Genomic DNA, 15,758 nt, shown 5'->3' on the forward strand with positions numbered 1-15,758 from the left:
AGTATTGAGCGCATCAGGCATAACAACCGCCTTCATCGCCAAGGAAGTGCCTGATGCGCCCGCTGCTCCGCACCCTAAGTTGCCTGTTGCTGCTGGCCGTGCTGGCCATATGCGTGGTGCTGTATTTCATCGCGCGGCCCAACCTGCCGGCCTATACCCCGGCACAGTCGTTGTTGTACCTCGACCAATGGAGCGAAGCCGACCGCCAAGCCTACTACTTCACCCCGCAGGGTACTGAGGTCAAAGGCTTGCCTTACGGCTGGTTCACTGCATTGGAGCTGCCCTTCTCCACGAACCATTTTGCCGCGCCCGAGCAATTGGGGCGCTTTGGCTTTCTGCTCAGCCCCGATCAGCAACCCAGTGCGCAAAACCCCGGCAACCTGCCGGTGGGGTTTACCTCGCACGTTAATGCCGGTGACGGCCAACGCTACCTCGACATCACCTGCGCGGCCTGCCACACCGGTGAGCTGCGTTTCAACGGCACCGCCATCCGCATCGACGGCGGTAGCGCCCAGCACGTGCTGCCTTCCACGGTCCCCACGCTGCGCGGCGGCAGTTTCGGCCAGGCGCTGGTGGCCAGCCTGGCGGCCACCTATTACCTGCCGTGGAAATTCGACCGTTTTGCCAAGCAGGTGCTTGGCGATGGCTACAGCGCCGCCAGCAAAGCGCAATTGCGCACGGCCTTGAAAGCCTCCCTAGGCCGCTTCTTGCGGGCCGCCTGGAACGATACCCACCGCGGCCTCTACCCTACCCAGGAAGGCCCCGGCCGCACGGATGCCTTCGGCCGCATCGCCAATGCCACGTTCGGCGATGGCATTTCCCCCAGCAATTACCGCCCAGGCAACGCGCCGGTGGATTATCCGCAGTTGTGGGACATCTGGACCTTCGCCTGGGTGCAGTGGAACGGCTCGGCGCAACAGCCCATGGCGCGCAACATCGGTGAAGCCCTCGGCGTAGGTGCCACCTTGGCGTTGTTCGACGAGCACGGCCAGCCCCTGGCCGGGGCAGACCGCTACCCCTCCAGCGTGCGCCTCGAAGACCTTTACCAACTCGAAACCACCTTGCAGCGCTTGCGACCACCGGCCTGGCCGGAAGCGGTGCTGGGCAAGGTAGACCTCGCCCGTGCCGCCCAGGGCCGCGCACTTTTTGACCAACACTGTGCGCAATGCCACGTGCCAGCGGTGAGCGAACAGGGTGGCCGCCCCGTGGCGCAATTGAACATGATCCCTACCAGCGTGATCGGCACCGACTCCACCGCCGCCGACAACATTGCCGATAACCGCTATGACGTCTCAGCGCTGCAATGGGACCCGGCCGAACTCAACCAACTGGGGGTCACACCCAAGGTGGAAAAACCCGACCTGCATAACGTTTCGGTGGCCATGGCGCTGGCTTGGGTCACGGCGTTCGTTGAACAGCGCGCCTACCGCGACGCAGGCACCGCGCCGGCGCGCCAAAGTGAAATGAACGGTTTCGGCCTGCCCATCGGCGTGCGTGAGCTGCGTGCCTATAAGGCGCGCCCCTTGGCCGGGGTATGGGCCACCCCACCCTACTTGCACAATGGGTCGGTGCCCACCCTGTATCAGTTGCTCTCACCCCAAACCGAACGCGACCAGACCTTTTACCGTGGCACCTTCGAATTCGACCCGCGCCACATGGGCTACCGCACTGATAAATTCCCCGGCGGCTTTTTCTACGACACCCGGCTGATCGGCAACCACAACAGCGGCCATGAGTTTCGCGATGGCCCGCAAGGCCGTGGGGTGATTGGCCCACTGCTGCAACCGCAGCAGCGCTGGGCGCTGCTCGAATACCTTAAAGTGCTCGGCGGCCCGTTGGAGAAACACCTGCCATGAATGATCGAAGCCTATTCACCGGCGCCAAGCCGTTAAGCCTGTGGGCCCGCCTATGGTTACGCCTTGGCCGCCTGCTCGGGCGCCTGCTGCTGGCCGTTGCGCTGTTGGCAGCCGCTGGTTGGGGGCTGTGTACGGCATGGTACGCCTGGAAGTTTTCCGGGCCGGTGGCGGCGCAAGAGCAGGTGCCGCCCGGGGAAGCGGCCATGACCCAAGGTATTATCCAGACCGCGATCCGTATCGTCGACCAGCACCGCGACAACACCCGCTACCTGCGTGATGCCCACGCCAAAGCCCACGGTTGTGTACAAGCCGAAGTGGCCGTGGCCGCCGGGTTGCCGGCACCCCTGCGCCAGGGGGTGTTCGCCGAACCGGGTAAAACCTGGCAGGCGTGGATGCGACTGTCTAACGGCAATGCCTACCCGCAGTTCGACAACCTGCGCGACGCCCGCGGTTTGGCGCTAAAGCTTGTGGATGTACCGGGCACGCCGCTGATGCCCAGCCAGCAGGCCCGCCACGAGCAGGATTTCGTGATGTTCAACCATGCGAATTTCTTCGTCAGCGACGTGGCCGAGTACCAACAGAACTTTACCGCCCAGGCCAATGGCAAGCAGGTGCTGGCATTTTTCCCGTCGTGGGACCCTCGCACCTGGCAGCTACGGCATTTGTTCATCGCCCTGGCCACCTTGAGCGAGGCCCCGGCCAGCCCCACCGAGGCCACCTATTATTCGGTGTCGCCCTACAAATATGGGGCAGCCAATGCCAAGTTCCGGGTCATTCCCGAGCCTTCGGCGTGCCCGGCGTATACCCTGCCCAAGCCCAACCGCGATGAGCCGAACTTTTTGCGCGGCGCCCTCTACCAGCAGCTATCCGCCGACCGCGTGCCGGCCTGCTTCGCGTTGCAAATCCAACTGCAAGACGCCCGGCGCTACATGCCGCTGGAAGATACCAGCGTGCTATGGAAGGAAAGCGACTCGGCGTTCCAGACCGTGGCACACATCCGCGTGCCCGCCCAGGACTTCGACACCCCAGCGCAGAACCTGGCGTGCGATAACCTGTCGTTCAACCCGTGGCACGGCATCGAAGCGCACCGCCCGGTTGGCGGCATCAATCGCTTGCGCAAAGCGGTGTACGAGGCGGTCAGCGAATACCGGCATGGGCGCAATGAGCAAGCGCGCTAATGGCGTGGCCCCTGCCGATTCGACCCCAACGTGCCCACGGCGCTGCGCAGTCAATGGTGGGTCGCCACGGGCGCCATTTGATAAACCTGCGCGCCCGAGCGCTGCCGCTCGGCCACCAACTGAATGGCGTCGGCCAACACCATTGGCCGGCCAAGCAGGAAGCCCTGTACCTTGTCGGCGCCCAAGTGCTTGAGCATCTCAAGCTCTGCGACGCACTCCACCCCCTCGGCGACGATGCCGCAACCGGTTTCCCGGGCGAACGCGATCAGCGCCGATGCCAGGGCCCGCCGCTGCGGGTCGTGGTCGATGCCCTGGGTCAGGCTCATGTCGAGCTTGATGATGTCTGGGTTAAGCTTGATGATGTGGCGCATGCTCGCATAGCCGGCACCGGCGTCGTCGATGGCGATGCGCAGCCCACGTTTGCGCAAAGGTGCCATGGCCTGCACCAAGCTGGCGTAATCAGCGACGATGGCGTGCTCGGTAACCTCCAGTACCAGCCGGTCGGCCGGGTACGGTTCGAACAGCTCGGCCAGGCCATCGCCGAGGAACATCTGCGGCGAACAGTTGAGCGCTAGGTAACTGTCGACCGGCAAGCTGGCAAGGCCGACCAGCGCCGTTTCGATGGCCCGCACCTCCATTTGCCGGCCAAGCCCAGCCTCGGTTGCCTCCTTGAACCACAGGTCCGGGCTGCGCGATGGCTCGCCACTGAAGCGCGACAGGCATTCCCAGCCACATAGCCGCCCGTTTTCAACGTCGAAAATGGGCTGGTACACGATAGACATGCGTGAACCAACCAAGGCGTCGCTGATAAAACGATGCTTGCGAAGGCGTTCCGATAGCCCGCGCAGGTCGCTCTCCAGGCGTTCGGAGATCAATTCGGCGAACACCTTCATCATTTGCAAGTCGCGGTCGGTCAGGCTGTGATCGGCCTTGTAGGCAAAACAGCACAGCGTTCCGTATAACCGGCCATCGCTGAGGTGGATCGGCACACTCATGTGCGCCCCGATGGGCAGCGACAACGTTTCGGGAATCGCCATGGCCACCGGAAATACCGCCGTGTCGGGAATCAGCTGTGGCAGCTCACCGGCCACGACCTTCTGGCAGTAGCCGGTTTTCATCGGCAAGCAATCACCGGCCTTAAGCGGGCCTGGGCCTTCGCTGTCCACATGGGTGAACACGCGGTCTTGCTCACGAAACTGCGAAATGAACGCTACGTCCATGTTCAAGTGTTGGCGCAGCGCCTGCAGCACCCGGTCAATCCCCCCTGGCCCCGCTGCTGCGTGGGGCTCCAAGGACACCACATTGGCGAACGACATGGCCAGTCCCTCCTTGTGGCCTGAAAATTCGTTATCACCAGCGTAGTTCTGCTTGATATGAATTTCGATGAAAACCCTGTCGTTTTGACGCCTGAACCGACACTTTCGGACCAACAGCACTGTAGCCACCGCGAAAGGCGGGTGTCGCTGAGGTGGGATGTACCGTTTTGGCGGTGCCTTTTGCCGCCTCGCGGCATTGCCGCCGGTTGCAAGGCGCGGCTATGTCGCCACCCTGCCCCGGCAATGCATTCGCCCAGCGGGCCCAGCGCGATCGCCTGGCACGCCACACCGGTTGCCGCCAACCTCAGCCGGCGGCAATCATTTTCACGGCTTTTTAGTGCCCGGTAATACGGCGCCGAGCACCTGCTTGGCCGTTTGTACCAGTACGCCCGCCTCGTCCGGGTCCCCGGCGAGCAACGTGCCGGCGAACTTACGCGCCTGCTCCAAGGTAATGTGCGGGGGCAACGGGGGCACGTCGGGGTCGGTGGTAAACTCCAGCAGCACTGGCCGGTCACTGGCCAATGCCTGTTCCCAGGCGCTGGCGACGGCCTCTTCGGTGACCACCTTGATCGCTAAAAACCCCAGCGATTCGGCAAAACGGTGATAGGCCACATCGGGAATGGTTTGCGAGGCCGAAAACTTCGGGTCGCCCTCCATTACCCGCTGTTCCCAGGTGACCTGGTTCAGGTCCTGGTTATTGAACACCGCGCAAATAAAGCGACCGTTGGCCCATTGCTGCCAGTATTTGGCGACGGTGATCAATTCGGCCATGTTGTTCATTTGCATGGCGCCATCCCCTACTAACGCGATCACCGGCCGCTGCGGATGGGCGAACTTGGCGGCAATGGCATAGGGCACCGCCGCGCCCATCGAGGCCAACCCGCCGGAGAGTGAACACAGCATGCCACGTTGCACCTTGAGGTCGCGCGCATACCAGTTAGCGCAGGAGCCAGAGTCGCAGGCGACGATGGCATCGGCCGGGATGCGCGGCGACAGCTCCCACACCACCCGTTGCGGGTTGATCGGTTTGGCGCTGGCCAGCGCACGCTTCTCTAACGTCGCTTCCCATTTTTCGCGCCAGCCCACGATTTTTTTGCGCCAACCGCTGCGGTCTTTTTCGTGCAACAACGGCAGTAACGCGCGCAACGTTTGCGCCGCGTCACCGTGCAGGTTTACCTCCATGGGGTAACGTAACCCCAGCATGTCGGCCGCGAGGTCGATTTGCACCGCCCGCGCCTGGCCTTCCTTTGGAAGAAACTCCGCATAGGGGAACCCTGAGCCGATCATCAGCAGGGTGTCGCAACCTTTCATCAGTTTGTCGCTGGGCTCGGTGCCTAACAAGCCGATGGTGCCCGTGACCCAGGGCAAGTCGTCGGGCAGCACACCCTTACCCAGCAGCGCCTTGGCCACCCCGGCACCGAGCCATTCGGCCACCTGCTGCACTTCGGCTTGTGCGCCCAAGGCGCCAGCCCCGACCAGAATGGCGATCTTTTCGCCACGGTTAAGCACGTCAGCGGCGCGTTGCAGGTCGGCTTCGGCCGGGACCACCCGTGGCCGGTTATAGCCTATACCACTGTGTAACGTACCGTGGGCGCGAGGCGGTTCGCTATAGGGTTGCTCTTGCAGGTCGTTGGGCAGTACCAGCGCCGTGACCCGCCGCTCGCCGAGCGCAGTGCGTACCGCACGGTCGAGCAGGTGGCGTACCTGCGCCGGCACCGAGGCCTGCTGCACGAAGGCGCCGGCTACGTCTTTGAACATCGATACCAGGTCCAGCTCCTGCTGATAATGCCCGCCCAACGCAGTGCGCGCTTGCTGGCCGGCGATAGCCAACACCGGCATGTGGTCCATGCGTGCATCGTACAGGCCCGTTAGCAAATGGCTGGCACCCGGGCCGGAGGTGGCGATGCACACACCCAGTTCCCCGGTAAATTTGGCATGGGCGCAGGCCATGAACGCAGCCATTTCCTCGTGCCGGGCTTGCACGAATTCGATTTTGCCGCCGAACCTTGCCAGCGCACCGAACATCCCATTGATGCCATCGCCGGGATAGCCGAAGATGCGCCTGACGCCCCATTGATATAAGCGTTCCACAAGAAAATCACTGACGGTCTGCGACATGTATCCATCCCCCTCAGAGGCTGCGGCTGTTTCCGGTAGACCCACCGGCGCCAGGGCACAGTTCAATAAAACCCTGGCGCCGGGGCAGAACCTCGCTGGCCATGGGCAGGCATGGCGATGGCTCTAGCCCGGTACCATGGCTTCGCCCAGGCGCTGCATTGGCTGACTGCGGCCACATTGTGTTTGTTACTACCGTTCGTGTGGGTGGCGGAAAACTTCCCGCCGGGGCGAGAGCGGGTGTTTTGGTATTTGCTGCATGAGTCCACGGGCTTTTGCGTGTTCCTACTGGTGGTGCTGCGCCTGACCTGGCGCTGGCGCCACCGCGCCCCGCCCTACCCAGCCAGCATCGCGCAGTGGGCCAGGGTGTTGGCGGCGCTCAACCATGGCTTGCTGTACATGACCCTGCTGGTGATGCCGGTGACCGGTTACCTGATGGCTGGCAATGGCCAGCCGGTGCCGATATTCAGGTTGTTTTCCCTGCCGGGCTTCCCCACCCACCACGCACTGGGCCAATGGGCCGACACTGTTCACCTGGCGGGGCAATTCGTGCTCTACACACTGGTGTTGATGCACGTGGCGGCGACCGTGTGGCATGTGGCGGTTCGCCGTGACGGCCTGCTCGAACGGATGCTGCCGGCCCAGCAGGTGCCCCCGGGGAAGGAACACCGCGATTAGCGGGCTGCTTCGCGCGCCCCCATGGCCATTGCATGACGCTTGCGCCAACGCGGCACGCCGGTAAAGCCGCCACTCACAGCGTGCGGCTACCCCGATGAAGCACCACACGAGCCACCGAGGGTAAAGACGCTCCGATGGTATAGTGCCGCCTGGTAGCGCCGGCGATGGCCTTCCCCGTGTTGAAGCTTTTTTGGATAACTGTTCCCATGGCCACGCAACCACGAGCGCGCGCCATGTACGAGGGCCCTTAGCGTATGAAAGGTAAAATCCGCGTCGGTATCGTGTTCGGTGGCCGCTCCGCCGAACACGAGGTGTCCCTGCAATCGGCGCGCAACATCATTGATGCACTGGACCCTGAGCGTTTCGAGCCGGTGCTGATCGGCATCGACAAACAAGGCAACTGGCACCTGAACGACGCCAGCGACTATTTGCTCGAACAAGACAACCCCGCCTTGATCGCGCTGAACCGCACCAACCGCACGCTCACGTTACGCCCCGGCCAGGCCACCGGCGCGCTGCAGGCCACCGGCGCCAACGCGGTGGCCGGCCAGGTCGATGTGATATTCCCCATCGTACATGGCACCCAAGGCGAAGATGGTTGCCTGCAAGGGCTGTTGCGCATGCTTGGCCTACCCTTCGTGGGTTCCGACGTGCTGGGCTCGGCCATCTGCATGGACAAAGACATCAGCAAGCGGTTGCTGCGCGACGCCGGCATCCCGGTCACGCCGTTTCTGTGCATCCGCCGGGCGCAGGCCGGCCACGTCGATTTTGCCCAGGTACAGGCGCAACTTGGCCTGCCACTGTTCATCAAACCGGCGAACATGGGTTCTTCGGTGGGCGTGAGCAAGGTGTGCGACCAAGCCGGGTTCGACGTGGCATTGGCCCACGCCCTGCGCTACGACGAGAAAGTATTGATCGAGGCGGCGGTGGATGGCCGCGAGATCGAATGCGCGGTGCTGGGGAACGAGCAGCCGGTGGCCAGTGGCTGCGGCGAAATCGTACTGGGCAGCGGGTTCTATTCTTACGACAGCAAATACATTGACGAGCAAGCCGCCCAGGTAGTGGTGCCGGCGCACATCGCGGCCCAGGATAGCGAACGGATTCGCCAACTCGCCGTCGAAGCTTACCGGGTGCTGGAATGCGCGGGGCTGGCACGGGTGGATGTTTTCCTAGGCGCCGATGGCCAGGTGTTGGTCAATGAGCTCAACACCTTGCCGGGTTTCACCCGCATCAGCATGTACCCCAAGCTATGGCAAGCCACTGGCATGAGCTACCGTGAGCTGGTAAGCCGGCTGATCGATCTCGCGTTGGAGCGCGACCAGGCTAAGCAAACCTTGCAATACACCCGTTGAATGAGCCCGATGAATCCCAACCGCCTGCCCCCCCTTCTACGGCGCGCCCTGCGCCCGCTTCTGGACCCCTACCGGCGCTTTCGCCACGCGCGGCTGATCCACGCCGTGCGCGTGGCGCTGGGCTTGGTGGCCACCATATTATTGACCACCGGTATCAACCTGCCCCATGGCGAATGGGCGTCGGTGACCATGCTGATCGTGATCGGCGGCCTGCAACACCATGGCAACATCCGCCGCAAGGCGACGGAGCGCGCCTACGGCACCTTGATTGGCGCCGTCATCGGTTTGGCCATCGTCGCGCAGCAAAGTTACCTGGGCTGGTCGCTGCTCACCTACGTGCTGATGTCCTCCGCGTGTGGGTTCTTCGCCTACCATGCCATCGGCAAGGGTGGCTACACCGCGCTACTCTCGGCGATCACCGTGTTCATCGTCGCCGGCCACGGCGACAACCCGATGGCCGATGGGCTGTGGCGCACGGTGGATATCCTGATCGGCAACGTGTTGGCATTGGCGTTCTCGTTTGCCTTGCCGCTGTACGCGGTGTACTCGTGGCGATACAACCTGGCCGATGCCCTGCGCGAATGCGCGGCGGTGCATGGGCGCATCATTGCCGGCGCGGTGGTCACCAGCGACGAACACTTGAAACGTATGCGCAAGCTCAGTGCCTCGCTGGTGCAGCTACGCAGCCTGATGGCTTCGGTATCCAAGGAAGTGCATATTTCCCAAACCGAACTGGATGCTCTGCAACGTAACCTGCGCCTGTGCATATCGCTGCTGGAAATTCTAGCCGACACCCGCCCGGCCGCCGACGACACCGCGGCGATGGAGGCGCTTAACCGCTCGTTGCAGCAGGAACATCGGTTCATCCGCCGCCGCCTGGTGGCCATGGCCCGAGCCCTGCGTGACGGCCGCGCCGAACGCCTGCAACGCAGCGGCGAGCTGCCCAGCGAGCGCGAGTACAGCGATTTCCCTGCCCTCAATGGCTACCGGGCACTGACCCGGCAATTGGTCGCCAATATCGACGACATGCGCCAGCGGCTGGCCAACAGCGCCCCACGTTGGACATTTGCCCACGTGATAACACAGGAGAGTGCCATTGAAACCGATCGAACGCATTCTGATCAGTAACGACGACGGCATCGATGCCCCCGGGCTACAGGTACTGGAGGCCGCCGCCCAGGCGCTGGCCGACGAAGTGTGGGTGGTGGCGCCAGACCACGACCAAAGCGGCATTTCCCATGCCCTGAGCCTGCACAGCCCATTGCGGGTGACGCCACGGGGCGCCCGGCGTTATTCGGTGTCTGGTACGCCCGGCGACTGCGTGATGATGGCCGTGCACGCACTGATGCCGGCGCCGCCCCAATTGGTGCTGTCGGGTATCAACCAAGGCGCGAACTTGGGGGTCGAAACGGTGTTTTCCGGCACCGTCGGGGCGGCGATGGCGGCGCTGCTGCTGGGGCTACCCGCCATCGCCCTGAGCCAAGCGTTTAGCCGCCGCGATGCTGTGCGCTGGGATACCGCCCAGGCGCTGGCGGGCCCTACGCTGCAGCGGCTATGGGCCGCCGGTTGGGCCGCCAGTGCCTGCCTGAACGTGAATTTCCCGGACGTGCCGGCCGAACAAGCAGGCCCCCTACAGGTGACCCGGCAAGGCCGCGGGCGCATCGATGGGGTGAACATTAGCCCCCGCACCGACTTACGCGAACAAGCGTACTACTGGCTGAACATTCGCCGCAGTGACCAGCCCGACGCCGAAGACAGCGAAACCCGGATACTGGCCACTGGTGGCATCAGCGTGACGCCGCTGCATTTCGAACGCACCGAAGAGCGCGCCCGCACCCAGTTGCGCGAACGCCTGGGCTAGGCCTCAGGCGCCACGCTGTGAATCGCAGCGGTACAGCACCGAAAGGTCCTTGCGTGCGCCATTCAGCGCCTCGGCATGCTCGGCACACTGTTCGGCGCGTTTGTCTTCGGCCAGGAACTTTGGCGCCATCCACACGAATTGCGGCGGCATGCAGTTGGTATGGGCGGGGGTGGTGCACATCAGGGCGTTGAGGAAAACAGCGGTCGCGTTCATAGGGCCAGTTCCGTTCAGGGGGTAACGCCGTTGGTAATAATGCATTAAAGATCGCGCAATATGACCAAACCTTCAACCACCATGACGAAGAATAACCACTCTGATTTACGCCACACTGCACACGCGCAACCCTCAAGCACGGCTGTTTGGGCCTTTTGCGCCTGAGCGCACGCGGCTTGGGCGGTCAGCGTGGCAAGTCTCGCGCTAGCGCCTGTACCCGCTCGGCATCTGCCTCGGTGGCCGGGTTATACACCACCAGCGCGAGGTCCGAACGGCCATCTACGCTGAATGATGAGTACTCAAGCTGCAGTAACCCGGCCTGGGCATGGCGCAGCACCTTGGTGCCTTCACCAAAGCCGCCCACCTCATGGGCGCGCCAGAACGCGGCAAATTCGGCGCTGGCTTCACTCAGTTCATCGACCAGCGCTTGCACCCTGGCCTCGGCGTTGGCCCTTGCCACATCCGCGCGAAACGCCGCCACCACGAAGCGCGCCACGGCCGGCCACTGCGGCTGCGCCGCGCGAACCTCGGGGTTCAGAAACATCAGCCGCAATATGTTACGCCGCGCGGGTGCAAGGGCGCGGTAGTCGGTGAGCACGGCGCGGGCGGCGTGGTTCCACGCGGTGGCCGAGCAAGGCATAGCGTTCAAGGCGATTGCCGAAACCTTCGGGCAAGGCCTGGCTGTGCCGGTACAGAGCCTGGTGGCAGCCGAGGCGGCAACACATTTTGGCTGGATCGCCCCCTTCGCCGGCCCTCGATAACCCTGCCTCTAGCGAATGGACGCGCCACAGGTTGGGCTGGCAACCGGAGGGGCCGGGGCTACTCGAAGACATGGCCACTGCCGGGTATTTCGAGCACTGACGGTTCAACGCCGGTGCGCCGATTGGCCCTGGCGCGGGCCAGTACCCTTCGTGGCCTATAACGGCCGATACCCCCGATGAAACGGCACGGTATGCTGGCGCTTCATTTACCCAGGTGTTCGTTATGCCCCGCCCGCTGCGCGACTGGCTGCTACGCAGCCAGTACCCGACCCGCGTCGAATGTATCGAGGCCTATTTCGGCAGCCACGGGTTCGATCCGCACCGGCACGACACCTATGCCATCGGCCGTACCCTCAGTGGCGTGCAAAGCTTTCGCTACCGCCAGCAGATGCGCCACGGTGTGCCCGGCAGTACCCTGACGCTGCACCCCGACGAGGTACACGACCGAGCCGGGCGCCGAACCGGGCGCCGAACCGGGATCTTGTGCTTGACAGGCGCCGCCCTGCCAGCGGCCTTCCTGCGCTAGTTTATCCCGGGCGCCGCAGTGGCCGCCGATCAGCCTGCCCCCAGGTGCTCGTAAAGAATCGTGGCGCCCACCAGGATCAATACCAGGCCACCGGCGATTTCCGCCCATTGGCCCACCACGGCGCCCAGTACCCTGCCGAGCAAGGTGCCCAACGTGACCATGGTCAAGGTGGCCAGGCCAATGGCTGCTGCCGCCAGCATAATATTCACATTGACGAAGGCCAGGCCGACGCCCACGGCCAGTGCATCGATGCTAGTGGCTAGCGCGGTTGCCGCCAGCAGCCAAAAGCCGTGGCGCACACGTTTCGCCTCAGGCTCATCCGCACCCGTGCGCCACCCGGCGTAGATCATATGCAGGCCCAGGCCCAGCAATAGCAGGAACGCGATCCAGTGGTCCCAATTCGTGACGAAGCGGGTGGCCACCTGGCCCAGTAACCAGCCGATCACCGGCGTGACCGCTTCGATCACGCCAAATATCGCACCCGTGCGCAGGGCTTCGATAAAACGCGGCCGCTGCAGCGCCGCACCCTTGCCAATGGCTGCGGCAAAGGCATCGGTGGACATGGCCAAGGCCAGCAATATCAAGGAAATGGGATTCAACGCAACACTCCAGCCGGGCACGAGACAACGACCAACCCCTGCATGCCCAGCTTCTGGCGCAGGAGCGTCGTTGGTCTCACCAGTCCAGATGGATGCCCAGGCCACGGCAGTTGCCGAGGATGTTGACCTGGGCGCCTTCAGTGCGAAGGCAGGTTACTCCCCAAAGAGGCTACGAACGTTACCAGGGCATTGGTGAAGATATCGTGAAAAAACATCTGGGTAACGCCAGCCTGGCGGCGCGGGCCTCGGCTAGACCGTACACATCACGTGGCGCGCTGCGCGGCTCACTGCGCAACCGGCTCCCACCAAGGGCCCACCACCGCTTCGGTGATTTCCCGCGCGACGCGCTCCAGCACCATCAACCGAACCCTGCGGTAGATCACCGCACTGCGACGGTATTGGTCCTCGTTCAACGTTACCCATTGGGCCATACCGCCCTGACGCCAGGGCACGTCGGCCACGGGCTCGATCACATCCGGCGGCTCGCCGACGCCGTGGAAGGCTCGCGGAAGCGAGTCCCCCGGTTTGATCAGGTGGTACACCAAGTCGGCAGGCAACTGCCCGGCATCGATGGGCCTTGTGGCGCCGTCTTCCAGCAGCAGTTCGCCGGCGGCGTCCCAATACGCTCGCTGCTGCGCCCAGCGTGGTGACACCAGTTCCAGATACGGCCGCCAGTCCTGCTCGCCTATACGCTCCATGACGTCGATCTGGTCCAGCTCATTTTGCGCATCAAGCAGCCAATCGACGAAGCACATGCGGTTGCTTTGGGCCGACAACTGCTCTTGAGCATCGGGAAGTTGAGCGTAACGGTCCACCAATTCAGCCTGCCAATAACGATAGTTATGTTGCAACAACGCATCGAAGGGGTCGTCGTTGTTCACGATGCCTATCTGCTGCGCTGCGCGGAACGCATCGAGCTGTCGCGACAGGCTCCAGGCATCGGGCTGCACCAGGTCGCTGACCTGCGTATAGATGCGCCGCTGGAACGCCTCCAGGCGCACATCAAAATCGCTGATAGCGGCTCGCTCAGAGGCATACACATCACCCGCCCCGAGCAAGCCACGTAGGAATGTGCGATACATCAGTAATGACCTTGGTACTAACTGTACCTGGGTGCTAAGCCAATCGAGAAACGCCGCCGCGGCCTCATTACCGCGAGCACGCCGGGCCGCTTGCACCAGTACCGGCCGAGACCCCAACCACTGATCGGCACGGTGCGACACGAAAATACCCAGCGCCCCCAGGGCGCTAAGCTGGCGGCCCTGCAGGGGGTTGTCATGCAGTTGCAAAAAGATATTTTCGCCCAGCTCACGGCCGCGCAAACGCTCGATCAGCGGCGCCACGTCTGCAATCAGGTTGTCTGCCAAAACGATATGGCCTAATACGGGCGGCCAGGGCGCGAGCAAATCGGCAAGCCCCTCGGGCAGTACCGACAACCGGGTATTACTCAGGTCCAGCACGGCCAAGCGTCGCAAGCCGGTCAGGCGCGGCGCCAAGCCCAAGGGGTTGCCGGCTAATGACAGTTCCGTCAAATGCCCTAGATGGCCGAGGAACCCCTGGCTTTGCGAGGTCAATCGTATACCGCTGGCCGTGAGGTTAAGGATGCGCAACCGTGTCATGTGGGCGATTGCCAAGAGCTGCGCATCGCCAACCCCCTGGGCATAGTCCCAACGCAGCGATTGCAGATTAGGCAGGCCTGCCAGGGCGCGCAACGCCGCCGCCGGTATCCCTCGTATGCCTGTCAGTACCAGCGTTTTAAGTGGGGGTGCCGCCGCGGTCGGCGTTGCGCCCTTGACCAGGGGGCCGAACATGTCGTTGCTGGCAGCCAATTCAACGCCCGCCAGCGACAGTCGCTCCAATTGGCTCATGCTGGCCAGCTCCGCCGGTAAGCGGGTAATAGGGTGATCTTTCAGCGTGAGTTCCAACAGGTTGGGAAACAACGCCAAGAAACGGCCCAAGCCACTGCCTAGGTCGGTACCGTCCAGGTTCAAGGATTGCACCGCACTGAAACTCGCCGACAGCGGCGGCAAATTCTCGACGCTTAGATAGCTTAAATTCAAGGTTATCCGTGCGTCGGCGCTGTTCGAGAGGCCAGCCTCCCGGCGCCAGGCGGCCTTAAGCCGCTGCGCTACGCTGCGGCGCATGGCGGCGTGGGCCTCGCGCAGCCCAGACGGGTCTCCTGGGCGGTCCGCCAATGGCGCGTAGGCCCATTGGTGCAGGGCAAGGTCCAGCGCCTGCCATTCAGCCTCCAAGTGCGCAACCCACTGGGCCAATGAACGATCGCCCTGCGCCCGAAGCGTGTTCAGCAAGCTCCCCAAATCGGCAAAGCTCAGCCCAGGGTACAGCCGGCCCAGGCGCGCCCGTAACGGCTGGCCGGGGGCTTCCGGCAACAGGCGGCCCCTGCCGGATAGCGCGTAGCCTACCTGGGCATTAATCCGCTGCAGGGGTTGCACCGCGGGCCGCGCACTGCCTCGCAGGCGCAGGTCTGCAAATGCTTGGCCCCAATCGCCCACAGCCCGTTCCACAATCCTGGCGTGCAGCGCCGGCAAGCCGTTGGTGCCCACCAGCGACGCACGCGCCTGGGCCGGCAGCGCCTGGTAAACCGCTTGGCTAAGGGTCAGGCCTTCGCCAGCGGTAGCGTTCGCCGCGAGCAAATGATAGTGCGCCCCTCGGCGCTCGATGACGCGCTGCTGTTGTGCCTGGGCACCGACATACGCCAACGCCGGGCGCAGTGAGGAGCCGGTTCGCAACGTGATGCCCAACGTGGTTGGCCAATCCGGCAGCCGCCCCAGGTTACACATGAACAGGCGATCACGGTCATCCCCGGGCCGGCCATGCACCAGGGCCTCAAGCGCGTTGCTCACCCGCAACTCGCGCAACGCTTGGGCTGCAGCCCCACCTAACCGCGCCGGCACTCGCCCGGACAGCAGCGCATCGACCTCGCGCTGGTCGGCGCTATCGGCAATGGCCAACGCTTGCTCAGCGGTCAGCCCCGGAAATTGCCGAAACAAGGGTTGCACGCGGGGGTCGGTTCGGTTGCCTTGCAACAACTCTCGGTGCAGGGTTGGCGCATGGGCCTCGATCTCGTGCGCCCAGCGCTCGGCCAAGGACCGCGGCCGCTCGGCCGGCGGCAACTCACCCACCAACGCGCGCTGTTCTGCGTCGCTCATTGCGGCGAGCACGCGCGTGGCCCAACGGGTGCTTGCCAGGTCGCCGGCATCCAGCCTTACCTCGGCCTGCGCATCTGCGGCCCCAAACGGCGTGATCGCGCCGCCATTGCCTTCAACGTGCAACGCCAAGCGC

General features: G+C 63.7%; 12 protein-coding genes, 1 pseudogene and 1 riboswitch. Of the genes and pseudogenes, 7 read left to right on the top strand and 6 right to left on the bottom strand.

Annotated elements, in window-relative coordinates; all coding sequences use genetic code 11:
* Positions 1-53: 53 nt before the first annotated feature.
* Together HAQ05_RS23910 and HAQ05_RS23915 are read left to right on the top strand one after the other, a co-directional pair.
* Complete coding sequence (locus HAQ05_RS23910; protein ID WP_190425546.1) at positions 54-1,856, top strand: di-heme-cytochrome C peroxidase; 1,803 nt, start codon at positions 54-56, stop codon at positions 1,854-1,856.
* Positions 1,853-3,034 (top strand): catalase family protein, encoded by a 1,182-nt coding sequence (locus HAQ05_RS23915; protein ID WP_190425549.1) that lies wholly within the window; start codon positions 1,853-1,855, stop codon positions 3,032-3,034. Before HAQ05_RS23910 ends, HAQ05_RS23915 begins: the two co-directional genes overlap by 4 nt.
* A gap of 50 nt (positions 3,035-3,084) precedes the next feature.
* Here HAQ05_RS23915 and HAQ05_RS23920 read toward each other — a convergent pair whose 3' ends face one another.
* Positions 3,085-4,350 carry a sensor domain-containing phosphodiesterase gene (locus tag HAQ05_RS23920; RefSeq protein WP_190425552.1) on the bottom strand — a complete coding sequence of 422 codons (1,266 nt, stop codon included), beginning with the start codon at positions 4,348-4,350 and terminating at the stop codon, positions 3,085-3,087.
* Between the two features lie 324 nt (positions 4,351-4,674).
* Positions 4,675-6,468 (bottom strand): thiamine pyrophosphate-requiring protein, encoded by a 1,794-nt coding sequence (locus HAQ05_RS23925; protein WP_190425553.1) that lies wholly within the window; start codon positions 6,466-6,468, stop codon positions 4,675-4,677.
* Between the two features lie 117 nt (positions 6,469-6,585).
* Between HAQ05_RS23925 and HAQ05_RS23930 the strand changes: the two genes are divergently transcribed.
* The 4 genes from HAQ05_RS23930 to surE all read left to right on the top strand — a co-directional run bounded on the left by HAQ05_RS23930 (position 6,586) and on the right by surE (position 10,356).
* Positions 6,586-7,143 (top strand): cytochrome b, encoded by a 558-nt coding sequence (locus tag HAQ05_RS23930; RefSeq protein ID WP_190425556.1) that lies wholly within the window; start codon positions 6,586-6,588, stop codon positions 7,141-7,143.
* A 254-nt stretch (positions 7,144-7,397) separates the two neighbouring features.
* Complete coding sequence (gene ddlA / locus HAQ05_RS23935) at positions 7,398-8,495, top strand: D-alanine--D-alanine ligase (RefSeq protein WP_190425559.1); 1,098 nt, start codon at positions 7,398-7,400, stop codon at positions 8,493-8,495.
* A gap of 9 nt (positions 8,496-8,504) precedes the next feature.
* The gene (locus HAQ05_RS23940; protein ID WP_190425562.1) at positions 8,505-9,623 is read left to right on the top strand and encodes an FUSC family protein; all 1,119 of its coding nucleotides are present in this window, start codon (positions 8,505-8,507) and stop codon (positions 9,621-9,623) included.
* Complete coding sequence (surE, locus tag HAQ05_RS23945; RefSeq protein ID WP_190425565.1) at positions 9,586-10,356, top strand: 5'/3'-nucleotidase SurE; 771 nt, start codon at positions 9,586-9,588, stop codon at positions 10,354-10,356. The genes HAQ05_RS23940 and surE overlap by 38 nt, the downstream gene beginning before the upstream one ends.
* Positions 10,357-10,359: 3 nt before the next feature.
* On the opposite strand, the gene HAQ05_RS23950 is transcribed toward surE, so the two are convergent.
* Positions 10,360-10,569 carry a hypothetical protein gene (locus HAQ05_RS23950; protein ID WP_190425568.1) on the bottom strand — a complete coding sequence of 70 codons (210 nt, stop codon included), beginning with the start codon at positions 10,567-10,569 and terminating at the stop codon, positions 10,360-10,362.
* Between the two features lie 184 nt (positions 10,570-10,753).
* Complete coding sequence (locus tag HAQ05_RS23955) at positions 10,754-11,209, bottom strand: MmyB family transcriptional regulator (protein ID WP_190425593.1); 456 nt, start codon at positions 11,207-11,209, stop codon at positions 10,754-10,756.
* Between the two features lie 344 nt (positions 11,210-11,553).
* Between HAQ05_RS23955 and HAQ05_RS23960 the strand changes: the two are divergent.
* Positions 11,554-11,802 (top strand): annotated as a pseudogene (locus tag HAQ05_RS23960) (AraC family ligand binding domain-containing protein); the annotation flags it as partial.
* Between the two features lie 83 nt (positions 11,803-11,885).
* Here HAQ05_RS23960 and mntP read toward each other — a convergent pair.
* The gene (gene mntP / locus HAQ05_RS23965) at positions 11,886-12,455 is read right to left on the bottom strand and encodes a manganese efflux pump MntP (protein ID WP_190425575.1); all 570 of its coding nucleotides are present in this window, start codon (positions 12,453-12,455) and stop codon (positions 11,886-11,888) included.
* Positions 12,456-12,461: 6 nt separating this feature from the next.
* Positions 12,462-12,629: riboswitch (yybP-ykoY riboswitch) on the bottom strand.
* Positions 12,630-12,739: 110 nt separating this feature from the next.
* Positions 12,740-15,758, bottom strand: a 3,019-nt coding sequence (locus HAQ05_RS23970) for a leucine-rich repeat domain-containing protein (protein WP_190425578.1), incomplete at its 5' end; no start/stop codon positions are given.

Origin of the sequence: Pseudomonas typographi, assembly GCF_014694385.1 — a bacterium.
In the GTDB taxonomy this organism is placed as follows: domain Bacteria; phylum Pseudomonadota; class Gammaproteobacteria; order Pseudomonadales; family Pseudomonadaceae; genus Aquipseudomonas; species Aquipseudomonas typographi.